The organism is Commensalibacter melissae, from assembly GCF_003691365.1.
In the GTDB taxonomy this organism is placed as follows: domain Bacteria; phylum Pseudomonadota; class Alphaproteobacteria; order Acetobacterales; family Acetobacteraceae; genus Commensalibacter; species Commensalibacter melissae.
The window spans coordinates 616301-640556 of record NZ_CP033087.1; the positions used below are offsets into that span (position 1 = coordinate 616301).

At 35.1% G+C, this 24256-nt stretch carries 21 protein-coding genes, 1 tRNA gene and 1 pseudogene; 13 read left to right on the plus strand and 10 right to left on the minus strand.

The features are described from left to right. Positions 1-114 precede the first annotated feature (114 nt). Entirely contained in the window at positions 115-1683 is a 1569-nt protein-coding gene (locus D9V35_RS02870; protein ID WP_240993397.1) for a Do family serine endopeptidase, read from the plus strand. Between the two features lie 47 nt (positions 1684-1730). After that, positions 1731-2750, plus strand: coding sequence for an FUSC family protein (locus tag D9V35_RS02875; RefSeq protein ID WP_122123296.1), 1020 nt, complete (start codon positions 1731-1733; stop codon positions 2748-2750). A 16-nt stretch (positions 2751-2766) separates the two neighbouring features. On the opposite strand, the gene D9V35_RS02880 is transcribed toward D9V35_RS02875, so the two are convergent. After that, positions 2767-2985 carry a Trm112 family protein gene (locus D9V35_RS02880; protein ID WP_110438718.1) on the minus strand — a complete coding sequence of 73 codons (219 nt, stop codon included), beginning with the start codon at positions 2983-2985 and terminating at the stop codon, positions 2767-2769. Between the two features lie 46 nt (positions 2986-3031). Then, complete coding sequence (locus D9V35_RS02885) at positions 3032-4009, minus strand: thioredoxin family protein (protein WP_122123297.1); 978 nt, start codon at positions 4007-4009, stop codon at positions 3032-3034. A gap of 189 nt (positions 4010-4198) precedes the next feature. Here D9V35_RS02885 and D9V35_RS02890 point away from each other — a divergent pair. From D9V35_RS02890 to D9V35_RS02905, 4 genes are all read left to right on the plus strand, one after another. Beyond that, positions 4199-4273: transfer RNA gene (locus D9V35_RS02890), tRNA-Gly, on the plus strand. 396 nt (positions 4274-4669) lie between these two features. Continuing rightward, positions 4670-5407 carry a DNA/RNA non-specific endonuclease gene (locus tag D9V35_RS02895; protein ID WP_162988550.1) on the plus strand — a complete coding sequence of 246 codons (738 nt, stop codon included), beginning with the start codon at positions 4670-4672 and terminating at the stop codon, positions 5405-5407. Between the two features lie 89 nt (positions 5408-5496). Continuing rightward, a complete protein-coding gene (locus D9V35_RS02900) occupies positions 5497-6096 on the plus strand; it encodes a LysE family transporter (protein WP_122123299.1) in 600 nt (199 codons plus the stop codon). 100 nt (positions 6097-6196) lie between these two features. Beyond that, positions 6197-7315, plus strand: a complete 1119-nt coding sequence (locus tag D9V35_RS02905; RefSeq protein WP_122123300.1) for a glycerol dehydrogenase — start codon at positions 6197-6199, stop codon at positions 7313-7315. A 51-nt stretch (positions 7316-7366) separates the two neighbouring features. Here the strand turns inward: D9V35_RS02905 and D9V35_RS02910 are convergent, their stop codons facing one another. From D9V35_RS02910 to D9V35_RS02925, 3 genes and pseudogenes are all read right to left on the minus strand, one after another. Continuing rightward, on the minus strand, positions 7367-7828 hold the full coding sequence (locus D9V35_RS02910; protein WP_122123301.1) for a hypothetical protein: 462 nt from the start codon (positions 7826-7828) through the stop codon (positions 7367-7369). Further along, the gene (locus D9V35_RS02915; protein ID WP_122123302.1) at positions 7825-8343 is read right to left on the minus strand and encodes a hypothetical protein; all 519 of its coding nucleotides are present in this window, start codon (positions 8341-8343) and stop codon (positions 7825-7827) included. The genes D9V35_RS02910 and D9V35_RS02915 overlap by 4 nt, the downstream gene beginning before the upstream one ends. A 165-nt stretch (positions 8344-8508) precedes the next feature. Further along, positions 8509-9630: pseudogene (locus tag D9V35_RS02925) on the minus strand (asparaginase). Between the two features lie 142 nt (positions 9631-9772). Between D9V35_RS02925 and D9V35_RS02930 the strand changes: the two are divergent. After that, on the plus strand, positions 9773-11485 hold the full coding sequence (locus D9V35_RS02930; RefSeq protein WP_122123305.1) for a hypothetical protein: 1713 nt from the start codon (positions 9773-9775) through the stop codon (positions 11483-11485). A 244-nt stretch (positions 11486-11729) separates the two neighbouring features. Here D9V35_RS02930 and D9V35_RS02935 read toward each other — a convergent pair whose 3' ends face one another. After that, complete coding sequence (locus tag D9V35_RS02935) at positions 11730-12215, minus strand: ecotin (RefSeq protein ID WP_122123306.1); 486 nt, start codon at positions 12213-12215, stop codon at positions 11730-11732. A gap of 184 nt (positions 12216-12399) precedes the next feature. Between D9V35_RS02935 and grxB the strand changes: the two genes are divergently transcribed. Beyond that, on the plus strand, positions 12400-13050 hold the full coding sequence (grxB, locus tag D9V35_RS02940) for a glutaredoxin 2 (RefSeq protein ID WP_122123307.1): 651 nt from the start codon (positions 12400-12402) through the stop codon (positions 13048-13050). Between the two features lie 7 nt (positions 13051-13057). On the opposite strand, the gene cysG is transcribed toward grxB, so the two are convergent. Further along, positions 13058-14449, minus strand: coding sequence for a siroheme synthase CysG (cysG, locus tag D9V35_RS02945; RefSeq protein ID WP_230873405.1), 1392 nt, complete (start codon positions 14447-14449; stop codon positions 13058-13060). Between the two features lie 442 nt (positions 14450-14891). Here cysG and D9V35_RS02950 point away from each other — a divergent pair, with 442 nt between their 5' ends. Continuing rightward, on the plus strand, positions 14892-16466 hold the full coding sequence (locus D9V35_RS02950) for an inorganic phosphate transporter (protein WP_240993398.1): 1575 nt from the start codon (positions 14892-14894) through the stop codon (positions 16464-16466). Positions 16467-16802: 336 nt separating this feature from the next. Here the strand turns inward: D9V35_RS02950 and D9V35_RS02955 are convergent, their stop codons facing one another. Next, a complete protein-coding gene (locus tag D9V35_RS02955) occupies positions 16803-17384 on the minus strand; it encodes a YqgE/AlgH family protein (protein WP_122123309.1) in 582 nt (193 codons plus the stop codon). 187 nt (positions 17385-17571) lie between these two features. Between D9V35_RS02955 and D9V35_RS02960 the strand changes: the two genes are divergently transcribed. Genes D9V35_RS02960 through D9V35_RS02970 form a run of 3 tightly spaced genes read left to right on the plus strand, consistent with a single transcriptional unit; the run spans position 17572 to position 19829 of the window. Beyond that, positions 17572-18327 carry an SDR family NAD(P)-dependent oxidoreductase gene (locus tag D9V35_RS02960; protein ID WP_122124253.1) on the plus strand — a complete coding sequence of 252 codons (756 nt, stop codon included), beginning with the start codon at positions 17572-17574 and terminating at the stop codon, positions 18325-18327. Positions 18328-18368: 41 nt separating this feature from the next. Continuing rightward, entirely contained in the window at positions 18369-19352 is a 984-nt protein-coding gene (locus tag D9V35_RS02965; RefSeq protein WP_122123310.1) for a PPK2 family polyphosphate kinase, read from the plus strand. A gap of 6 nt (positions 19353-19358) precedes the next feature. Beyond that, positions 19359-19829, plus strand: a complete 471-nt coding sequence (locus D9V35_RS02970) for a DUF3465 domain-containing protein (RefSeq protein ID WP_110438732.1) — start codon at positions 19359-19361, stop codon at positions 19827-19829. 86 nt (positions 19830-19915) lie between these two features. Here the strand turns inward: D9V35_RS02970 and clpA are convergent, their stop codons facing one another. Then, entirely contained in the window at positions 19916-22243 is a 2328-nt protein-coding gene (clpA, locus tag D9V35_RS02975; protein WP_110438999.1) for an ATP-dependent Clp protease ATP-binding subunit ClpA, read from the minus strand. A gap of 123 nt (positions 22244-22366) precedes the next feature. Beyond that, positions 22367-22687, minus strand: a complete 321-nt coding sequence (gene clpS / locus D9V35_RS02980) for an ATP-dependent Clp protease adapter ClpS (protein ID WP_196424101.1) — start codon at positions 22685-22687, stop codon at positions 22367-22369. A 532-nt stretch (positions 22688-23219) separates the two neighbouring features. Here clpS and D9V35_RS02985 point away from each other — a divergent pair. After that, positions 23220-24176, plus strand: a complete 957-nt coding sequence (locus D9V35_RS02985) for a D-alanyl-D-alanine carboxypeptidase family protein (protein ID WP_231504074.1) — start codon at positions 23220-23222, stop codon at positions 24174-24176. Positions 24177-24256: the final 80 nt, after the last annotated feature.

Below are 24256 nucleotides of genomic sequence, written 5' to 3' on the forward strand. Positions count from 1 at the left end.
GGTTAAATTAATTCAGTTATTTGATCTCTGCATGATTTTTAGAAAAGAGATAAGTTTGCGCATGAAGTAACCTGTAATAATGCTGTTATTATTTTTAATGAATAAAGAATAAGTATGTCAAAAAATCTTTTTCAAGGGGATTTGACACGTTGTTTGATCCTTACCATGGGGATATTCGGTTTGGTTTCAGCTCATCGGTTGCAAGCTCAACCTGCTGTTAACTTACCTTTTATAGGTCGTTTAACTTGGCCAGATAAATTTAGTTCTCGATGTTCTTCTGGTAGTTTTGCAAATGTTGCCGAAAAATTATTGCCAACGGTGGTTAATATCTCAACCAGTCGAGTTCTTAAACCGGGGCAGCATGACGATGAAGATGATGACAATACGGAGGATACCGCTTCTGATCCAGATTCTCCTTTCGAAAAATTCTTTCAAAACTATATGAATGGCAAGAGTGGTCCTGATGACGGTATGGATCATCTTCAGGCGTTGGGTTCTGGTTTCATTATTGATTCATCAGGCCTTATCGTAACAAATTATCATGTTATTAAAGATGCCGATCAGATTTTGATAACTTTACAGGATAATCGGACGGTTAAAGCTGTATTAAAGGGATATGACGAAAGAACAGATATCGCCTTACTTAAGATTAATGTGAAAGAACCATTAACCATTGCGCATTTTGGCAATAGTGATTATTCAAGGATAGGTGACTGGGTTTTGGCGATTGGTAACCCATATGGTTTATCTGGAACCGTGACATTCGGTATTATTTCATCAAGGGGAAGGGATATAGAACAGGGGCCATATGACGATTTTATTCAGACAGATGCCCCAATCAACAAGGGAAATTCCGGAGGTCCCTTATTTAACATCAGGGGAGAGGTCATAGGCATTAATACAGCTATTTTTTCACCTTCTGGAGGGTCAATAGGCATTGCTTTCGCCATACCTGCCAATGAGGCAAGGGATATTATCAATCAGCTTCGTGTAAACGGCAAGGTGACTCGTGGATGGATTGGTGTTCGTATCCAGGAAATTAATGAAAGTATAGCGAGTAGCCTGAATGTAAAACCGTTTCAGGGAGCCTTGGTTGTAAAAATTGAGAAGGGTAGTCCTGCTGATAAAGCTGGATTAAAATCTGGCGATATCATAGAAAAAATAAATAGCCAGGTTGTTACAGTCCATACAATGCCAAGGATAATTGCTGCCGCTCCCATTCATTCACAAATTAATTTAACAGTTATAAGACGGGGAAAAGTTGTTGATTTACCCATAGAGATACAAAATCTTGAAGAAAATGAGGAAAGTAAGGAGAGTGATATTCAGGATGAAAAGGCAAGGGTATTAGTAATTAAAGATCTGAATATTACGGTCAGTACGATAACGAATTTACTAAGACAGAAATATAATCTGGCAGAAAAACAGCAGGGCGTTGTGGTGACCACCGTACATCATAAAGAGAAAAATTTGATGCAGCGTTTAAAGCCTGGAGATGTAATTGTGGGAACAAATACTAAAACTGTAAATGATGTTGATATGCTTCAACAGGCAATCACAAGTGTAAAAAAAGAAAACAGAAATCCTGCTTCAATGCTTTTGCTGGTTCAAAGCGGTTCCGTTATGCATTGGGTTGCAGTCCCGTTCGTTTCCGAAAGAAACAAAAGCGATCATAAACGATAATTCTGATCATGGATTCCAGGATTTACGGTTAATCGAGCAAGGTATAAATGAGGTTTGGAATTAAAAGGCTGAATTTATATCCCGCTGTTATTCAAAGTGTTCGGTTATTATTATCTGTAGCAACAGCAAGCCTACTTGCACATCTATGTAAATTGAACGAACCTTATTGGGCTTTAATTACAGCTGTTATCGTGACGCAAAGTCGTATCGCTCAAACTCTTCAGACCAGTCGTGATCAAATTATTGGTTCTCTGATTGGTGGAATTGCAGGGATCATAGCCATTGCCTTGCAGATTTATTGTGGCTGGTCACCGATTATAGTGTTTACAATCGTAATGATTCCGATGGTTATGTTCGTTTCATGGCGTCCCACCATGAGGCTTGGAGTTGTGACACTTGCAGTCGTTTTTCTATTCCCTTCACCCGGAGGGATTTTTGAAAGACCTTTTGATCGTATCTTTTCAATTGTTGTAGGTGTATTGGCCTCTTTATTGGTTAGTTATTGTATATTGAGACCTCAGGCTAGATATCATGCCTTTTTACATGCCAAGGAAGCTTTTAGTAAATTATATAAATTATTGCACGCTGTATTGATTGAAGGAATTTCATGGGATGCTGTTGAAGCCAAAAATGATGAAATCATTACAGAACTTCGCGAATTGGCCAGTGATATAGATGAAGCACGTAAAGAACGGCCTACCTGTGTTTTGGAAGAAACGGATCCTGTGCTTGTGCAATTATTTCCAATTTTGCGACGTTTGCAAAGTGATAGTATTTTTGTGGCAAGAGCAATGGAGGCTTATGGTCAAAAATTACATCCCAATACCGAAAAAGCCTTGGAACATGCTTTAAAAGAAATATTTTATTTTTTTAAAATTCAGTCTGTAAGACAGGCCAACGGCAAACATAAAAAATTGCGGAATGCCTGTGATATTCATGTTGATTTTGATTCCTTGTTAAATCCACTGCTGGAAGAGGCTAAAAAATCTTGCCCTTCCATCATTCAATTTACATTAAAGGCGCTTTGTAATGATTTTTGCAGAGGTCATGATATCTTTTTCTCATGAAATGCTTTTAACGATATTATTTTGGTTTCTTATAGTTTGAGATTTCATCATCGCTTAATGTTCTTGCTTCATTGGCAAGCATTATTGGTATGCCATCCCTAATTGGATAAGCCAGACCTGCATTGCAACTGATCAGTTCATCAGCTTTACGATCATAAATAAGAGGGCCTTTTGTCACAGGACAGACAAGGATTGAAAGCAGTTTTGGATCAATGGGAGGGGTATTTTGAGACATTTGTTTATCCTTTAATGAATTAGATAAATTCTATTGGCAATCGGGCTTAAGAAAATAATAAGGTTGATAATTGACGACGCCCCTGTAACGTGGCTGGATCGTCAAATCCCCAAGATTCAAAAAAACGTAACAATTGTTTTTTTGCAGCTTCATCATTCCAGCTTTTGTCTCTTTTCATAATTTCAAGCAATTCATGTGCGGCTTCATTTCTTTTTCCGGCACCATTTAAAGCGGTAGCCAGTTCATAGCGTGCCTGATAATTATCTGGATCCGATTTGATTTTATCCATTAATGCCTGTGTTTCCCCAGTGTTTTTTTTACCTTCCAGAGCAAGCTCAATGGCAGATTTCGCACCTATAATTTCGGCATGATCCTGTATGGATTCCGGAACTTGTTCAAGACTTTCCTGTGCCGCTTCTGGTCCTGCACTGGCAAGAATTGATCGTATCAACCCGCCCCATGCTTCCGGTTTTTCAGGTTCCAGTTCAAGGGCTTGGGAAAAAACACCCATTGCCTCATCGAATTTTTTGTCATGCAACAATGTTTGTCCCTGTTCAATTAAATCCGTGCTGGGCATTGCACTGCCAGCGGTTTTTAATAATTGACTGACAAATTGTTGAATTGCACTTTCAGCTTGCACCCCTTGAAATAAATCGACTATTTGCCCCTGCCAAAAAGCAGCAACCAAAGGGATAGACTGAATGGGAAGGCCGATCTGCATCAATTGTTGGACAAGGGCTTGATTCGCGTCTATATCGATTTTTACAAGTTTCACGCGTCCTTGAGTGGCATTTGCAATTTTTTCCAATAATGGTGTAAGTTGTTTGCAAGGGTTGCACCAATTTGCCCAAAAATCAACTAAAACAGGAATTTTTTGGCTGGCTTCAATGACTTCCTGAACAAAGTTATTTTGATTACCTTCAATAATACTCGTTTTGGAAGAAGAAGCCGATGAAATGGCTGTTCCATGTTCAGTCAAAAGTTGACCTTTTGCAGGTTGGGACGGGGAGTTAAAAAGCGCCATAAATCATATCCTGTTTCATTTAAATGAAAAATTTGATTCTCATATGTTTAACAATTTCTAGATATTAGAATTGATTTTTGTATATATTATAGTGGATGAGAGACAGGAAATAAAAATAATTTTTAATTTTTGTTTTTTCCGCTTGCATCTTTAATAGAAATATCATAAAAGGCTTTTACGCTCTTCAGAGCGGGCGTAGCTCAGGGGTAGAGCACAACCTTGCCAAGGTTGGGGTCGTGGGTTCGAATCCCATCGCCCGCTCCAATTAATAATTTATTAAGTTAAATCTTACTTAATATAGATTAATCTTTTAATCAAATAATCATTATATTTTCTGTAGCGTAAAAAATTATATGAAATTAATTCATATATTGTTATTAAATGTATAAACGGTTGAGAATTAGATATTATCGTCATAATTTGATATTTATTTTAAATATTCCAATTAAATATAGTTCGTAATAAATCAAAAGGTTATATGATTTTTTATTTCAAAAATAATTCATAGAAACTGAAAATTTCCATTATTAATTTATATCGGAATTTATTATTTGAATTTCTATCAGAAAAATATTGTCTTTATATTGTGCAATAAGTTCGCAGTAATTATGTATCAATCATTATTTTTTTAATGGACTTGATAAAGATTGAAGAGTAATTGTGAAAAAAAAGTTATTGGTTTTACTTTTTATTTTATTGGGATTTGGAATTTGTGTTCAAGCGCAAATTCCATGTCAAAATAAGTTTTTATATGGAAAACCGCCAGTTATTGAATGGCCGATAAAAACAGTCTGCTTCAAAGATTATGTCGCTTCTTTTTCAGATATAACTTTAGGGAATATTTATTCAGCTGAATTTTTGACAAAAAATCAGGTAATGGCCAGTAAGAATATGAAAAGATATGGTAAATTTGATAATCGTGATCCTGTTGTCAGGGATTACAGAGGATCAGGTTTTGATCGTGGTCATATGACGCCTAGTGGGGATATGCCTGATTATCAATCTCAGTTACAGACTTTTATCTCCAGTAATATTGTACCTCAGACAAAGCAGCTGAATAGTGGAAAATGGAACTGGATTGAACATAATGTAAGGAAAATGGCAATATCCTATGATCAGTTATATGTTATAACGGGTTCTTATTTTCAGGAACCGGTCAAAAGAATCGGTTATGACGGAGTATGGGTTCCTTATGCAGTCTGGAAAGCGGTTTATATTCCGTCCTTAAAAAAGGCTGGGATTTATTTTTGTAAAAATTCACATAGGCCTGTATGTTATCGCATGAGTATAGCTTTTTTCATTTACAAAACCGGGATTGATCCTTTTCCAGCGTTATCCAATGATATCAAGGAAAATAAATTTCCCTTGCCTAAACCTGTTCGTCCAAGGGTTAAGTAATATTTTTATATTTTGAAGACAAGAATTGAATTTAATATGGAATACTGTTTCTGACCTTTTTGAATAGTTAATGAGAATTTTATTGTATTATGCTTTTTATCAGCATATTTTTCATACACTTATGTGTATTGGTAGTACCGGGCCCTGATTTTCTATTAAATTCAAGAACAAGGTTAATAGGCAATAAAAAAGCTGTCATTCAAGTTGTAACGTGTACAACATTGGGGGCAATTATCTGGGCTTTGTTCTCGTTGTTGGGATTGCACCTTATTTTTCAATATTACCCTTTTTTACGAGAATTAGTTTTATTTGGCGGGTTAGTTTATTTATTTTATCTGGCATTTCAGATTTACAGATCGGCTGATTTACCATTGCCAGCAGAGCACGGCATTGGTCATTCATATTTTTTTACCGGATTGCTTACCAATTTAACCAACCCGAAAGCTTTACTTTATTTTTCAAGTATTTTTTCAATTATTCATTTTGGGTCAAATCCTTCCAATGTTTTTTTTATTTTTATTATGATAACGCTTGAAAGCCTGATCTGGTTTCTTTTTGTAGGATTGGTTTTTTCACATTCCGGGATACAGGCCTTTTATCAAATCTATAAGTTCAGGATAGATAGATTGTCAGCATGTGTTTTTATAATGTTTGCATGCTCAATTATATTTAAATTATTTGTAAAATAAACTATCCTTATTATGTATAATTAAGTTGGTATTAAACTATTTAGTATATTCCATGGTTGTGAATATTTGAAAATAGGAACACATAATCAGAGGATTTGTGATGTTAACGATTATTCAATCTCCGTCAAAATATATCCAAGGTGCTGGTGCACTTGAAAAAGTTGGTAAATATGCCTTGATGCTGGCCAATAGTTATTTGGTTGTCGCTGATAGTTTTGTAATGAATTTGACACAAGCCACATTGGAAAAAAGTTTCCAGATTTCCTCGGTGCAGGCATATTTTGAAATTTTTAGGGGAGAGTGTTGTAAAAAAGAGATTAATCGTTTAGGTGAAATTCTAAAGAGACACGGTTGCAAAGGGGTTGTCGGTGTTGGTGGCGGGAAAGCCCTTGATACAGCGAAAGCCATTGCGTTTTATAATAAGGTTCCGGTTATAATTGTGCCGACAGCTGCATCGAATGATGCGCCAACCAGCGCTTTATCTGTAATTTATACCGAAGATGGCGCTTTTGAGGAATATTTGATGTATCCTTCCAATCCTGATATGGTAATTATGGATAGCACAATTGTTGCCAATGCACCCCTTCGTTTATTGATTTCAGGAATGGGAGATGCATTATCTACCTATTTTGAAGCCAGAGCCTGTTATGAGGCAAGAGCTGTCTCCATGGCAGGGGGGCAATCAACATTGGCAGCCTTGAATTTGGCCAGGTTATGTTATGAAACCTTGTTGGAAGAAGGGTTGAAGGCGAAAGCGGCTGTCGAGGCTGGAGTTGCTATAAAAGCTGTCGACAACATTATCGAGGCGAATACGTATTTAAGTGGCATCGGATTTGAAAGTTCTGGCTTGGCAGGGGCACATGCAATCCATAATGGATTAACCGTTCTTGAAGAATGTCATTCCATGTTACACGGTGAAAAAGTTGCATTCGGCACTTTAGCTCAGCTTGTACTTGAAAATGCGAAACAGGAAGAATTGGAAACCGTTCTTGATTTTTGTGTACAAATAGGTTTACCGGTTACTCTTGACCAAATTGGTATACAGGATAATGATGATCTTAAGGGAAAAATAATGAAAGTGGCAAAGGCAAGTTGTGCAAAAGATGACACTATACACAACATGCCTTTCGAAGTTTCTGAAGATCAGGTTTATGCCGCTATTATGGCTGCTGATAGAATTGGTCATAAATGGTTAAAAAACTATAATATTGTTTTGTAGTTGCATTCAATCATACGCAATTTCGTGAGATTGTGTATGATATTTTGTTAATTATTCTGTATTGGATTGAAAATTAATTTTTCTTAAATTAGAAAGCGCCTTAAAATTACATTCCTTGACATGATAAATCATACATGCTTCAGTTTCATGTGGATTTTTTAGGGATTGTCCATCCTGGTCAAAAGATATCCTGCATTTCTTATAGCTGATAATTAATTTATTTTTCTTGAGTGCAAAAGGATCAACAAAACCCGTAATCTCAATTTTGCAGCTTGGAGTGTTATAATGAATCATGCCATAAGCGGGATAGTATGGCATATAACCTACAGCCGCATAATTACCCTGAGTTCTGTTTTCATAGAGGATCAGATTAACGGTGTCCTTTTCGACAGTTTGTTCTGTAATGGATTGTGAGGAATGAGATGGATTCATTGCCATTGTGGGTAAAGATAAAATAATGCAGATAATTGTATATGCATATTTTATTTTTGATATCAAGGATAAGGATTTCATTTGGGTTGACCCTTTTCTTCGGATTTGCTTGAAGAAATATTCTCTTTAATCGTTATCGGATAAATACGGTTTACTATTGGCAATGTTTCAAAAGAGCAAAAATCCCCATGCCATGTACTACAAGGAATTGTCTCACTAAGTATTTTCAATTGATGGTTTTTTGTAATTTGCATAGATATTTTGCAATAGGGATCTTCTTTGGCAGTGAATTCTAGTTTTGATGGATCATGATGGTTGAATTTCGTATTTCCATGGGTATTTGCCTGACAGGTAGGAGAATTGTAGGCTATTAAAGTTGCTCCAGGATGGATGGGATCTAAGGCTATGACATAATTTTTGCTTATGCCGACATGGCTTTCGAAAATTTCTATTTGTGGTAAAATTCTAGACGATTTATTTAATGGACCGATTTTAACACTGGATTTTGTATTTACAGATCTTGCATATGCCAAATTCGATAAAACAGTCAAAGAGATTATTAGAGACAGGATTGTATACGATAAAAATTTTATCAATCTAAAACTCCACATTTGGGTTTTAATAAAAATTATTCTAAATGAAGGTTTAGGATAAACGTAATCTTGTTCTGATTTCAAGCTTGTAAAAAAAATTAAAGCTTACGAATCAAATTGTGAAAATTAGGATGCCATATTTATAATAATAATGGCATTTATTTTAACTCAGTTCATTTCATAAAAAAGTTGTTGAATAGTATCTAATTCATTAATCTTGTTTGCCAAGATAAGTTGTAACAAAATTCTGGCTTTTTGCGGGTTTAAATCAGCTGCGGCTATAAATTTGTTGGCATCATCATTAACTTCAACATTACGATTGACAAATCCGCTTCCCGTTCTGCTGGATCGAACAACAATAACACCCTTGCTGGCGACCTCTTTCAATGCTTGTATTGCCTAGGTTGATGTATTTCCATCACCAACGCCAGCAAGGATTATGCCTTTTGCACCTCTTTTGACCGCATCATGAATAAGATCTCCATCCATCTGGATATGAGAATAAATAATTTCAACACGCGGAAAAGGGGCTTTCTCAGGTATGGCGTAAATATGTTTCCTTGCATTACTGGACGTACGGTAAAAATATACATGATCATTATTGATAATGCCGATTGGCCCTGTATTGGGGGATTGAAAAGTTTGGAGGCTGGTTGTATGGCTTTTTTGAACAGAATGTGCATCATAAATCATGTCATTCATTACAATCATGACAGGTTGGTGATAAGCCTCGGGGCGTGTAGCCAATTTAACAGCATTGACAAGATTGGATGCACCATCTGAACTGATAAAATTGGTCGGGCGCATTGCACCCGTCAAAATAATTGGTTTTTTCGAATTTATAAGTTTATCAAGAAAAAACGCGGTTTCTTCCATGGTATCAGTGCCGTGGGTAATGACAATTCCTGATATTGAAGGATCATTTTCAGCAGTCTGAACTTTTTTGGCCAATTTTAATAAAATTGTATCAGACATATCCTGAGAACCGATTTGCGCCACGGGATCAACATGAATTTTTGCCATGTTTTGTAAATCAGGTATGGAAGCGACAAGATCTTCTCCTTTGGTGTTACCTGCTTTATATTCGAGCTTGTCTGTTGTCGCTGATCCTGCGATGGTTCCTCCGGTAGTTAGTACAAGAACCTGTTTTTTTTCAGGTCTGATAACACGATCTATATCATTCATCGGTTTATCTTTCTCAGTTTTTGCATAAGAAGGGGAAAGTAAAATCAGACTTAATCCCATGAGGATAATTAAAAACTGAAAGAGGGGTCTAGGTAAAATATTCATTATATCAGAATTAATTTTATATAATTTAATTATATTGATTGATCCAGGTTACTACCTTACCCATATTCAATATACTATTTTTCTATTAATTAAAAATATTATTGTTAATATGCTCTAATAAAGAGACAAGGTACAGGTTAAAATGGTTTTGAGTGTGTTCAAAAAAGGCTGTAAACGGTTCATGATGCCTTATTTTTCACAGTGGAAGATGACAATTTTACCTGTTTTGCAAAAAGGATATAAAACAGATTTTATACAGGTAACTGAAAATTGTGACATGACCTGTTTAATTGATCTATCTTACGCCCTGCATCCGCAATCATTAATTAATACGATAGAATTTGAATGTGGAGATCCTACGATAATTCTGAATGAATTCTTGATTTCAAAACGTAAATTTTCAGTCAATATTTCCGGAGGAAAAATAAATACGAAATCGACGATTGCATTTAAAATCATTACTGATACAGGATTAGAGCAAATTTTTACGGTTTTACTGGATGTTATTGGTCAAAATAAAACAGTTTATAATCAAAGACATGGTTTAAGAAAACCTGAATTATGGGTTATTAACAGCGATCCAGATCAACATTATAAGCAGGAATTTGGATTATCCTGGATTGAAGGTGATTTATTATTAAATCTTAAAACATACAATCTCTGGCAATATGATCCTAAAATTAATTCAAAATGGTTCAAGATTTTTACAATGCAGGGGGTCGTTAAGCCGGTTCCAATTGAATATAACCTTTTTGACAAATCTTATTTATCGCAAATTGAAAAATCATCAAGACCTGATATAAAAAGGAATTCATTGTGTAATGAGAATATTGATGTCAAGTCCATTCATACAGATGCATTTATATCAGGGAATCCTATAGGAAAAGGGATTTCTGTCGTTACAGAAGGAATGATTGCCGGACAAAGTCTTTATATTGGAACAGCAGGAATAAAACCTAAAAATATTTATCTTGGTTGTAATGGGGTTGTTTCGACTAAACATCTTTCAGCAGATTTTTTGCAACTCGCATTCTTTTCCATTAAAGAACTACCAAATTATGTTCCAATAGGCACATTAATATTATGCCATGATTATCCAGGTTATTCTTCACCAGTTTTACTTTGCTCCATCAAGGATAAACCGAAAAATTCTGGGGAATGGAATATTGTTAATGATAAAGTCTTGGTAAAAAATAACATATCGGGAAAACCGGATTTAACTGTAGTTTCTTCCAATTTATCATTATTGGATGATGATAAAATTGTAGAGATAAGACCCTCGGTCACAAATATTTCAAATCGGACTGTTAAGCCTGTTTCATCAGAAAAATCTTTTTCTGCAAATGATCACCATTATATAAGGTTGTCATCCAAAGATTCAATCATACCATATTCAAAGAAAATAGAAAATTCATGGACTAAACTTAAACTGGATAAAATATCCCCTGTTCAAAACATTTCAGATGAATGGCAAAATAAAAATGAATTATGGCAAATTCCCGCAACGGGCTTGTTACAAATAAATGGCTCATTCATATTCAAGGAAGAAAATATGGATTTGTCAGGACCAATCTCTTTTCATGGAGGCGATCAATTGGTTTTAAAAATTGTTAAAACCGATAAAACAATTCGGTTTCAACCTGTTAATCAAATTGAATTTCCCCTGATTCCTTATATCAACGATGTGATGAATACAATTTGTGCCAGTCCAAAGCTAACTTTTTCTAATGCGATTCCTGTAACAAAAGGAGATCAAATAAGTTTTGAAACGGTTTATTTGCATCAGCCTGATACCTTGAAAAACAATCTGGACCTGAAAATTAGTAAAGCTGTTTTCGAGATATATATCTTATAAGTAATTTTATCAGGTTCAAAGTGAAAAATAGTTGAATAACCATATGATTCTATAGCCTGAAACATATACTCATCGATAAATCCAAATTTGTTTGTAAAATATATGACATTATGACCAAAGAATATAAATCTTATAAATCAATGGGAAGTTATTTAAATAAATATTCAGTTTTGCTGAGGTAGATGAACCAAAAAATTTTGTTTCAATCTTATCTTTGTTGTTTCTATGAAGTTATGCCGCAAATTTATTTATTTCTAGCTTGATGCATTGAAGAAGATGTCCAAATCCGATAAGCAAGGGTTATATCGTTTGGCACATAAACAACGAGGGGTAGTTTGCTATTGTAGTTTATAAAGTTTAAATTGGTCGTAATTGAAACCTGCTTCTCTTGTTTAATGTTCTGTGGACAGGCCATCAGGGTAGAAGCAGGTTTGCTGATCCTGTCTAATCTGTAAAAATCATATCCCCATCCTTGAATTGTTTGTGTTGTCATATGACCGTGGATTATGACCGTGTTACAGTCTGATTTAATTTTTTTCTGGGGAATCAATTCAACACGTGCATTGTATTCATTGGAAAGGGGTGGTAGTTGAATTACGATTCTTTGATATCCTTTTTCTGCTTTAGGCCATATGGATAGTTGATTTTTACCAAGATTAGCGGAAGCATGATATAGTGGTATTAAATAACACATGGATAAAAGAAGAAGAAATTGTTTTCGAATTAACATTTTTATTTCCTAAATGATAATTTTAGTTTTTAATTATAAGTTATGATAGTAAAATTATTCAACAAGACCTTGTAATTTTAATCTCAAATATAATTTTTAATTAAAGTAAAAGGGATTTAAATATATTAATTTAAATTTTGACAATTTGCAGGGTTGATCATTTGAGGGGTGTTGTTTAATTGCTATGAAACTTTATATTTACGAACATTGTCCTTTTTGTGTCATGACGAAAATGATTTTTGTTTTGAAAAATTATCCCGTCGAAATATCATATTTACTATATGATGACATTCATGGTCCCATGCAAATGGTAGGGCGCAAACAGTTGCCTATATTGGAATATCAGCAAAATCGCTTTATGCCGGAAAGTCGTGATATTATTAACTATATTGATACAACCATAGATAAGCCAAAGATTACGTTGCCTGATAATGAAGAAATTATGGAATGGATCAGTCATGTTCAACGTTTTATTTATCGCTTGACCTATCCTCGTTGGGTAAATGCACCGTTTCCTGAATTTTCCACAGAAGAGGCAAAGAAATATTACCGTAAAAAAAAGGACCCCTCTGGCGGGGGATTTGTTTCTGATCTGGCTGATCCTAGCTTGATCCAGAGAACTCAAAAGGCGATTGACTGTCTGGAACCCTTAATGAAAAATTATCCTTTGTTGGATTTGAAACGGCAGCTATCTTGGAACGACTTTTCACTTTACAGTATGCTTCACTCGCTATCGATTATCAAGGGGATTACCTATGGCGTCAATGTTGATCGATGGCGTAAGAAAGTTTCTGAAACATGTTCCATTCCTTTGAATGATGCTTTTGCAAACTGAATGTGTTTTATGTAACTCTGTGATGAATGACTTGACCGATTATTATTAAAACGGGACTACCTATTTTTTTTTGCATAACCAAATCAGGTAAGGTTTTTAAATTTCCGATAATTACCTGCTGATCGTGAAAGGTTCCTTTTTCAATCGCAGCAGCAGGCCATGTTTGTTCCAATCCTTTATCAATAAGTGTTTTACATAAAAGAGGTAAAGAAGAAAGTCCCATATAAATGACCAAGGTTTGGTCTTTAAATATCATGTTCTCCCATGGTAGGTTAAGTTGATCTGTTTTCTTGGTATGACCGGTTAAAAATAAGCAGGCCTGTGCACATTCACGATGTGTTAGGGGAATTCCGGCATATGCCGCACAACCATTAGAAGCGGAGATGCCGGGTATAATTTTAAATGGAATTCCAGCATGCATTAATGCCTCGGCCTCTTCCCCACCGCGACCAAATATAAAAGGATCACCACCTTTCAATCGTAAAACACGTTTGCCTTGTCGTGCATATTTGATTAGTGAATCATTTATTTCTTCTTGTTTTAAAGTATGGTGATTTTTTTGTTTTCCTACAAAAAATAATAATGCATCACGACGTATGTAATCTAGGATTTTGGGTGATAATAAATTATCATATAAAATAACATCAGCATTTTGCAGGTGATGAAGTGCTTTTATGGTTAGTAAATCCGGATCACCCGGTCCTGCCCCAACCAGCCATACCTCACCTTTCTTCAAAAAAGATTCTTTTGCAATATTCTTGAGAAAATCAAATGCTTGTTTTTCTTTTTGTTGGCTAATAAGGGAAGTGCCATAGCCATCAATGAATCTTTCCCATAACCGTTGTCGTTCTTGATGGGTTGATAATATTTCCTTGGCCCAATTCCTGTGTTTTCCGATGAATGAAGCTAATGGACCGATGACTTGTCCGAGTAGAGGTTCAATTTTTTGACGTATTCGCCGTCCCAATACAGGAGCGGAACCTCCTGTGGAGATGGCGATCTGCACGGGATCACGATCAATAATCGAAGGGGTGATAAAGGTAGATAATTCCGCATTATCAACGGTACAGACGGGAATATTTAATTTTTTTGCCCATAGGGAAATAAGAGTATTATATTCATGATCGTCAGTCGTGATAAAAATTAAGGTAGCGTCTTTCGCATTTTGAATAAAATCATTTTCGTTTAGTAAAGGGGAACAAAATTTAATCAGTTTTTCTTTTTCATAGGTTTGCAATTCTTTATTAAAGGTTTGCGCATAAACTTCAATTTGTACATTTTTTCTTAATAAAAGCCTGATTTTACGTGCCGCAATTTTACCCCCGCCAATTATCACTATTCGCGTTCCATCTATACGCAAAGTTATTGGAAAATAAGAGGGAACTTCCGAATTTATCAAATTGTCATTCATGGATAGTAGAGAGTAAATAGAGTTTCAACTGAAGAAATTGATCTGACAAAAAGCCTCATATTTATTTAAACAAATAATTTGTAAAAATAAAGAGAAAACAGAAAAAACACGTAAGAAAATAGTTCTTAATTGTTCGGGGTGTATCTTTGCGATGACGGATATGATTTTTTATTCATAAATGTGAAAGATATAAATCTCATATCTTGAGAAGCATATTTTTCTTTTGTAAAAAAAGATTGATGATGATAAATATGAAAACATTATAAATTAAGGTTTGGATGACTATATGAAGACCTATGATAAAGGGGTCAGGCCATTGTAAACAATTAATCTATCCGTAAACAATTCTATCCAACTAAATTGTAGCGTTTCTGAAATAAAGTTAATTTTATGATCAATTTGATGATGCAAGAAACGGATTTTGTCTATAGTGAAAAAAGCCTTGAATATGATCCTACCTAATAATCCACGTTTCAACAAGATCGCTTTTATCTTAGTTTTATTGGGTAGCATAATCTATATTATCCTTCATTTGCGTGAAGACATAATAGGCGTTACCAATCCATCTTTTCTGGCATTTGTATTATTGGCTCTGGCTCTTGTTATTGCTTTGGGTTTTGAATTCATAAATGGTTTTCATGACACGGCCAATGCTGTTGCAACTGTAATTTACAGCAATTCCTTGCCGCCAATTGTAGCTGTTGTCTGGTCAGGTTTATGGAATTTCCTGGGTGTTTTGTGTTCAAGCGGCGCTGTTGCTTTTACAATAGTTTCTCTTTTACCTGTTGAATTAGTTCTCAAGGTTGGAAGTGAAGCTGGATTTTCAATGGTTTTTGCATTACTTCTGGCTGCAGTGATCTGGAATCTGGTAACCTGGTTTTTCGGGATTCCGAATTCTTCATCTCATACTTTAATTGGTTCGATTTTGGGCGTTGGTCTAATGAATCAGTTGCTTATGGGAAATAACAGGGCAAGTGGTGTTGACTGGGGACAGGCTTTACAGGTTTTCAAGGCCCTTGTATTCAGTCCTTTGGCAGGATTTACGATTGCATTACTGGGAATGTTTCTGTTGAAGAATATTTTGCCCATCACCTCTTTTTACAAAGTACCTGAAGCAGGAAAGACACCTCCTTGGCCGATCCGTTTATTATTGATTCTTACATGTACCGGTGTAAGCTTTAGTCATGGTTCAAATGATGGGCAAAAGGGTATGGGATTAATCATGCTTATTTTGATAGGAACCGTACCAACCGCATATGCGTTGAATAATGCGGTTTCATCAAAACAAGTCGAGAATTTCATGAATAAAGCGGTAGTTATTGATCAAGTTCTCATGAAATATAATAATAATCCTGATTTACCTACAATTGATCAAAGTCGTCAAATTCTGACAAAAACAATTCAGTCCAGTAAAATTTTTCCCGAAACTATTCCTGCTATTCGGATGATGTTGCAATCCATTCAGCATGATGTAAATAACAAGGAAACTTTTAAGCAAGTCCCTGTTGAATATCAGGCCAATTTAAGAAACGATTTGTATTTGGTTGAACAGAATCTGGTGCATTTTACCAAGGTATCTCCCTTGACATCTTCTCAAAAGGATTTATTTGAAAAATTCGAGAAAGAGATTGTCACGGCAATACAATTCATTCCTCCGTGGGTCAAGGCTGTAATTGCAATTGCCCTAGGTTTGGGAACAATGGTTGGATGGAAAAGAGTGGTTGTTACAGTAGGCAGGAAAATTGGTAAAAATGAAATGAGCTATGGTCAAGGTGCGGTTGCAGAAACTGTCGCAATGACAATGATACAAATGGGAAATCAGTTTCATATGCCTATTAGCACCACACATGTCGTGACTTCTGCGGTGGCAGGAACTGCACTGGCCAATGGTGATGGTATTCAATGGAGAACAATACGTAATATGGCAATGGCGTGGATTTTAACCTTGCCTGTTTCAATTATGTTATCTGCAGTTTTATTTTGGATATTTTTAAAATTTTTTTAGTTTGGAATTTATGTTCAATAAACGAATAAAATTTTTGTGTAAAATGTCTATCTACTACTTGAAATAAATAAAAAATCTGTAAATAATTTGGTAAAATTACATATCGTTTTTCTATATTTGTATATAGAAAAACGTAAAGATAAAAATCTGTTTATTGTATGTTTTTATTTCTTTCAATAACAAACTGTAAAGAACTAACAAATGTATCATTAAATAATCAAATTTGTTTTGTCATATTAGAAAAAAATCATAACATGCTTTGTTAAAGTTGAGCTGGCTATTCAGGAAACGGAAACGATTAAATATTTGAGTTATTTTTTTATGTATCAAACTAAATCACGCTTCTCCGGAATATAAAGATATTTTTCTTGGATTTGTTAGAATGGATTTATAGCAGTCTGACCATTTATTCTTGAAATTTTTGTTGTATAAAATGCTTTCCTGACAGGGAGCAACATACCAAAGATTATTATTAAGTTCCTCTTCCAGCTGTCCTGGTGACCAATTGGCATGACCAAGGGCTAGTAACGCTTTTGAAGGACCATGCCCTTCTGATAAATCACGTAAGATATCCAGGCTTGTACTCAATTTGATTTGTTTTGTTACATAGACTGATTCCTTACCTTTCCAGTCATTTGTGTGCAGAACCAGACCATGGGCATTTTCAATTGGACCACCCGCTGTAATAGAAAAATTATTTGATGTTGGCATCGTTTTAATTCCAAGCTGATTTAGCAATTCTTTTGGAGTTGGTTTGGCAATATGACGGTTAATGACAATGCCCATTGTACCTTCCTTCGGAGAATATGCACAAATAAAAACAACCGTCTGTGCAAATGCGGGTGAGGTTGTAAAAGGACTTGACATTAGAAAACAGCCTGCCAATCCTTTGGTAAGATCAAGGAAAGAATGTGTCATTTTTCAAAGAAACCAAATATAATAATTTATTTAAAATGAGATGATTCAAATTAAACTATACTATCAGATTTAATGAAATGTAAATGAACAGCTTTTAATGGTCCGTTTCAAAAAAATAATTTATAATTGCGGTGATGTAATTATTATAATTTACTTAGTTTTTTTTATAGTTAGGGGAACGAAAATCATGAGGGGAACGGTACTGGTCACAGGTGCATCGGCTGGATTTGGAATGGCAATAGCCGAAGTATTGGTGCAGGAGGGTTATCAGGTTGTTGCAGCGGCACGTAGGATGAATAAATTGGAATCCCTATCAAGCAAACATCCTGGAAAAATTTTTCCACTTGAAATGGATATGACCAAATCAGAATTGTTTTTGCGTCAATTAGGTAGTTTACCAGCCAAATTTCAGAATATTGATGTTTTGGTCAATAATGCAGGATTGGCACTTGGCGTGGAGCCAATTCCCAATATTGATTTAAAGGATTGGGATCGGATGGTTCAAACAAATATTATCGGATTAATTCATTTGACTCAGTTGGTTATTAGTGGAATGCTTGAAAGAAAGAGGGGACATATTATTTCCTTGGGCAGTATTGCAGGTACGTATCCATATCGTGGTGGGAATGTTTATGGTGCGACAAAGGCATTTGTTAAACAGTTTATGTTAAATCTTAAAACTGATCTGGTTGGCACTGCATTGAAGGTAACGAATATTGAACCGGGTCTTTGTGGTGGAACCGAATTTAGCGAGGTAAGACTAAAAGATTCTGCTAAAGGTAAAGAAGTTTACAAAGGTACAATTCCCTTAACAGCTATGGATATTGCTGAAACGGTACGTTGGATTTTAAGTCTTCCCTCTCATGTCAATGTTAATCGAATTGAACTTATGCCTGTTTGCCAAGCGCCGGGTGGGGTTGCAGTAGTAAAAACAGGGAATTGATATGTCGTAATAATTTATTGTTAACATTAAAGGAGCTTTAAATGTCGGATCAATCAATACGTGAGTTGTTAAGAACAAAATATCGTGTAGAGGATGGAAAAAAATTCCTTATAACGGATTATAATGCGGATGATACTGCCGGATTATCCCTATCTCCCAAAGAAGCAAAAAAAGTGCTGAAAAAACGTATTAAACGGTTAAGCTATTTACAAGAGCTGTTATTTGCGAATGGACATTCAGCTTTATTGGTCGCTTTGCAGGGTATGGATACTTCTGGTAAGGACGGCACGATTAAACATGTCACTTCTGGAATAAATCCGCAGGGTATTACGATTACTTCATTTAAGCAGCCTGGGCCTGTAGAATTGATGCATGATTATTTGTGGCGTATTCATATGGCCGTTCCTTCCAGAGGTAAGATTACGATTTTTAATCGAAGTCATTATGAGGAAGTGCTTGTTACCAAGGTTCATCCCTCTATTTTGGCCAATCAAAAACTACCGTTGCGGGTGCTTAACAATAAAAATTTCTGGTCTGACCGTTATGAAGATATTCGTAATTTCGAAAAATATATTTATCGACAAGGTATTGGAATAGTTAAATGTTTTTTAAATATATCCAAAGAGGAACAGCGCAAGCGTTTATTGGCACGTTTGGAAAATAAAGAAAAACAATGGAAATTTTCCCCCAATGATCCAAAAGAGCGTCAATTTTGGGAAGAATATCAAGGTGCATATCAAGAGGTTATTGTACAGACAGCGGCACCAAACGCCCCCTGGTTTGTGATTCCTGCCAACAACAAATGGTTTGCACGTTTGGTTGTTGCGGAAATCATGATTGATGAATTGGAAAAACTTCATATTCCAGAACCCAAGCCAAGTCAAGAAGTTCTGGAATCTTTAAATTCACTGAAAGCTGAATTAGGAGGTAAATTTTCTGACAATAAAGTAGGAAAAAAAATCAAAAAGAATAAAAAAATCGGTAAAGATAAAAAAATAAAAAATCTAAATAAGTCTAAGGAATAATCTTCAATGATTATTGAAGCTCGTTTTTTTTCTTGGCTGTTCATATTGTCCAGCCTCTTTTTTTACTCTTTTCAAAGTCTGGCACAACCTGCTTCTGATAAATGTGATAATGAAAATTTTTTACATATTCAACAAGAGTATGAAAATAATATTGAACATTTAACTTTCAAGGATGTTCCTGTTCATCTTTGTGGTAAGGTGATCACAGTAAGTGATGCACGTTATACCAGAAGTGGCTTACATGGTTATTTTTATCTTTATATCGGGAAAGGTGTATCTATTCGAATTGTGAATAATCTCGATGAAATGAAAGCTCCAACCTGGCCTTGGGTAAAAAGAGGGGACTATGCTGAAGTTGTCGGGCGATATTATTATGATAGTCCAAGACATCAGGGAGTTGATTGGACGCATAAGGGAGCAAGCAGAAAATGGCCCTATCCAGGTTATGTGATTATAAATGGTATAAAATATTATTAATTCAATTAGAATTTTAAATATAAAAATAAGATTATGCGTTTTGAAACATCATTTTTTGAAATTTTGATGATAAAGTAGAATATATTTTAAACCAGCTCGTTTTTTCTTGATAGAATTGAATTTATTTCTTTTATGCAATTAAGGAATATTTTATTATTTTTTACTATTACATGAACTTTGCCACCTTTTGTTAATGTACCAAACAATATTTCATTAGAGAGGGGTTTGTTAATAAAGTCCTGAATAATACGATGCATAGGGCGTGCTCCATATAATGGATCATATCCATTTTCAACCAGCCAATCCTTTGCCGATTTGGAAATTTCTATAATAATGTTTTTATTTGATAATCTAGTGTTTAATTCATTAATGAATTTATCAATAATTTGAGCAACGATTGGTTTTGATAAAGGTCTAAAATTAATAATCGCATCAAGACGATTTCTGAATTCTGGTGAAAATTTTTCGTTTATGGCCTCGTTTGCATATCCTGCTTGATGATTTTTTACAAAACCAATTGCTGAACGAGCAAATTCTGTTGCCCCTGTATTGGTGGTCATAATAATGATAATATTTCGAAAATTAATTTCCTTACCATTATGATCTGTTAAAATACCATGATCCATTACCTGTAAAAGAATATTATGTAAATCAGGATGAGCTTTTTCAATTTCATCAAGAAGAAGAATGGCATAGGGATTCTGGTCAATTATATCTGTCAACAATCCACCCTGATCAAAACCGATATAACCGGGTGGTGCACCAATCATTCTTGAAACAGAGTGTTTTTCCATATATTCAGACATGTCGTATCGGATAAGCTTGATGCCAAGATGAATTGAAAGTTGTCGAGCGATTTCTGTTTTTCCAACGCCTGTTGGTCCTGCAAAGAGGTAGTTACCTATTGGTTTTCTTTCGGAACGCAATCCTGCACGGGAAATTCTTATGGCTGAAGCTAATGTCTCAATTGCTTGATCCTGCCCAAAAATAACTTTTTTCAGTTTATTATCAATTTGAGAGAGAACCTTTTTATCACTGGTTGAAACAGTATTTTCAGGAATGCGGGCGATATTAGCAATTGTTTTTTCAATGTCATTGACTGTAATCGTTTTTTTGCGTTTTTTGGCAGGGGAAATGGCCTGTATAGCACCAACCTCATCAATTATGTCTAATGCTTTATCAGGAAATTTACGGTCATGAATATATCTGGCAGATAGGGTAACCGCTGTTTCAAGAGCATCATGAGTGTATTTTACATTGTGATATTTTTCATAATTTTTTTTAAGACCTTTTAAGATGTTGATTGTTTCATCTATCGAAGGTTCGGGAATATCGATTTTTTGAAATCTTCTGACTAAGGCATGATCTTTTTCAATATATTGCCGATATTCCTTATAGGTAGTTGATCCGATACATTTTAAACTGCCTTCGGCGAGTGCAGGTTTTAAAAGGTTTGATGCATCCATGGATCCGTTTGAAGTGGAACCAGCCCCGACTATTGTATGAATTTCGTCAATAAAAAGAATGGCATTTTTTTCTTGTTTAATGGATTGAATGAGGGATTTTAAACGTTCTTCAAAATCACCTCTATATCGTGTACCAGCCAATAAAACTCCCATGTCTAATGCATAAATTATAGAATTATGCAATAACTCAGGTGCTGTCTTGTTTACAATCTGTAAGGCGAGACCTTCTATAATAGCGGTTTTTCCTACACCAGGATTTCCAACCAATAATGGATTGTTTTTTGTCCGGCGTGCCAATATTTGGATTGCACGCTGAATTTCATATTGCCTTCCAATCAAGGGATCAATACGGTTTTGACGGGCTTTATCGTTTAGATTAACGCAATAAAGTTGTAAGGGATTGGTATTCTTAGAGTTTGAATTTTCTTTTTCAGTATAGGTAAACAGATCATTCAACTGGTTATCGATATCATTCTGAGGTAAAAAATTTGATCCAAAAAAATGGGTGGATTCTGTATTTTTTGTTATACCATGTGCGATAAAATTCAGAATGTCCAATTTTGACAAATTATGCATTTGTAAAAAGTAAACCGCATGACTTTCCTGCTCAGAAAAAAGAGCAATTAAAACATGCACGGCACTAATTTTTTCACTTGGGTCTGAAGAAAGATGGACAGACGCGTTTTGAATGACCCTTTGAAATGCATGCGTGGGTTTGGGGGATGGTTTTTTTTCAGTTACTAGAATATTCAGGTCATTTTTAATAAATGTGAAGATATCTTGACGTAATTTTTCAAGATTTATCTGACAGGCTTCAAAAATTACAATAGCATCGGGATCGCCTGTCAATGCATAGAGCAAATGTTCAAGCGTCATGTATTCATGTTGAAAATTTAAAGCAAACTCAAAAGCTTGTCGTAAGGAATGTTCTAAGTTATCAGATAACATCATTTAAACTTTCAAACTGTGAAATATCGAAAGAGAAATCCTACATATTCCTTTTATTTATTATATAGTTATTGAAAAGGGTTTATACAGTTAATATTTTGATCAAATCATATTTAATTAAATTTATTCTTTTTCTAATAGGCATTGCAGTGGATATTGATGTTGTTTGGCAAGATTCATAACCTGCATAACTTTTGTTTCAGCAACCTCGTATGTGAATATACCACATATTCCTATTCCATTGTGATGGATTTTTAACATGATTGAAACAGCATTTTCAGTTGTTTTTCTGAATATTGTTTCCAATGTGTAAATGACAAAATTCATGGGAGTGAAATCATCATTGAGCATAAGAACTTTATACAGGGTGGGTTTCTTCAAATTTGTTTTTGTCAGCGTTTTTGTGTTCTTTCTAGAATCATGCTGGTTCTGGTTGGAAGTCATACAATAAAGAGAAAATGATTTACTAAAGGGATTCATTATGATGTATTTGGAGTGCATTTTATAAATTTCATAAAATATTTTGTTAAGGTTCAAATTAAGGAAGAATCAAATTGTATGATTTTGATTTGGACTTGTATGGTTGCAAAATATGGCGTAAATTCAGATGTATATTTTTTATATGAATATAAAGTTCCAAATATATATTCGTAAAGATAGTAGTGCAATTTCTTGTAACGTTTTGTTTAACATGGGGATTTGATTCCAAAAATAAACAAAACAATTTAAGAAGTTAATCATTTTTAAAGGTTAAGTAAACGTTTAATGAAAAAGAAGCTGGAAAATTAAAGTGTCCACTTATTGCAATCATATAAAAAAATTGAAACAGTTAAACTTTACCGTAAGTCTTAAGAAAATTATGAGAAAAACGTCTAGGAATTTTTTCTTAGTTTTTTTTACGGCTGTATATTCTTATACACTATTTTATGCGCATTGTGCGCATGCCCAGTATGTAGGACGAATCAGTTCAATTGTAATGGACGTTAATGGCCGAGTCTTGTCAGAACAGGATGCTGATTTGAAACGGTTTCCAGCCAGTTTGACAAAAATGATGACCTTATATATGGCATTTCGTGCCTTAAATGCCAATGCCATACGATTTGATCAGAGAATTCCTATAACCATTCATGCAGCTTCAATGGAACCTTCCAAATTAGGAGTCCGTCCAGGTTCATATATTACTGTCAGGGAAGCTGTTTTAGGCTTGATTACTAAATCCGCGAATGATGCGGCTAGCGCTCTTGGTGAATTTATTGGAGGTGGAGACGAAGAACGCTTTGCCAAAATGATGACACAACAGGCCAAAGTTTTGGGAATGAATCGGACACGTTTTTATAATGCTTCTGGCCTTCCAAATCCTGGGCAACTAACAACTGCGCGTGATTTGGCAATTTTGGCACAACATTTGATTTCGGATTTTCCTCAATATTATCCTTTGTTCAGAACACCTTACTTTTATTTTCGTGGACGGACAATTCCCAATCACGATCCCTTGTTAAAAGGTTATGCTGGCGCGGATGGGTTAAAAACAGGTTATACAGCTGCGGCAGGGCATAATCTTGTAGGATCAGCCGTTCATGATAATGTCCGTTTGATTGGTGTTGTTATGGGTGCACCAAGTAATGGTTCACGAAATCAATACATGATGAGTGCACTAGATGACGGATTTGCAAAAAGTGGTGTGGCTCCTGTTGCTAGACCGGTTTATCTGGCAAGAACAAATTCCTTGAAAAAACACCCACGTTATAATAAACATCCAAAAGTAATTCTTGTTCGTGCAACCCGTACTACAAGAGGTAAAAAGTCGGTTGAAGTGGCACAGGCCTCGTCACGTACTTCAATTGCAAAAAAACGGGATTCGATTTTTAAGCGTAATATCAAAAAGGCGGCTGTGAGACATCATACCATATCCAGACATAATCGGAAAAAGTAAGACTGGACAGGGATCATAATCCTAGCTAGGTATATAAGAAAAGTTCGTAAATTATACCAAGTTATTTATTATTGGTAATT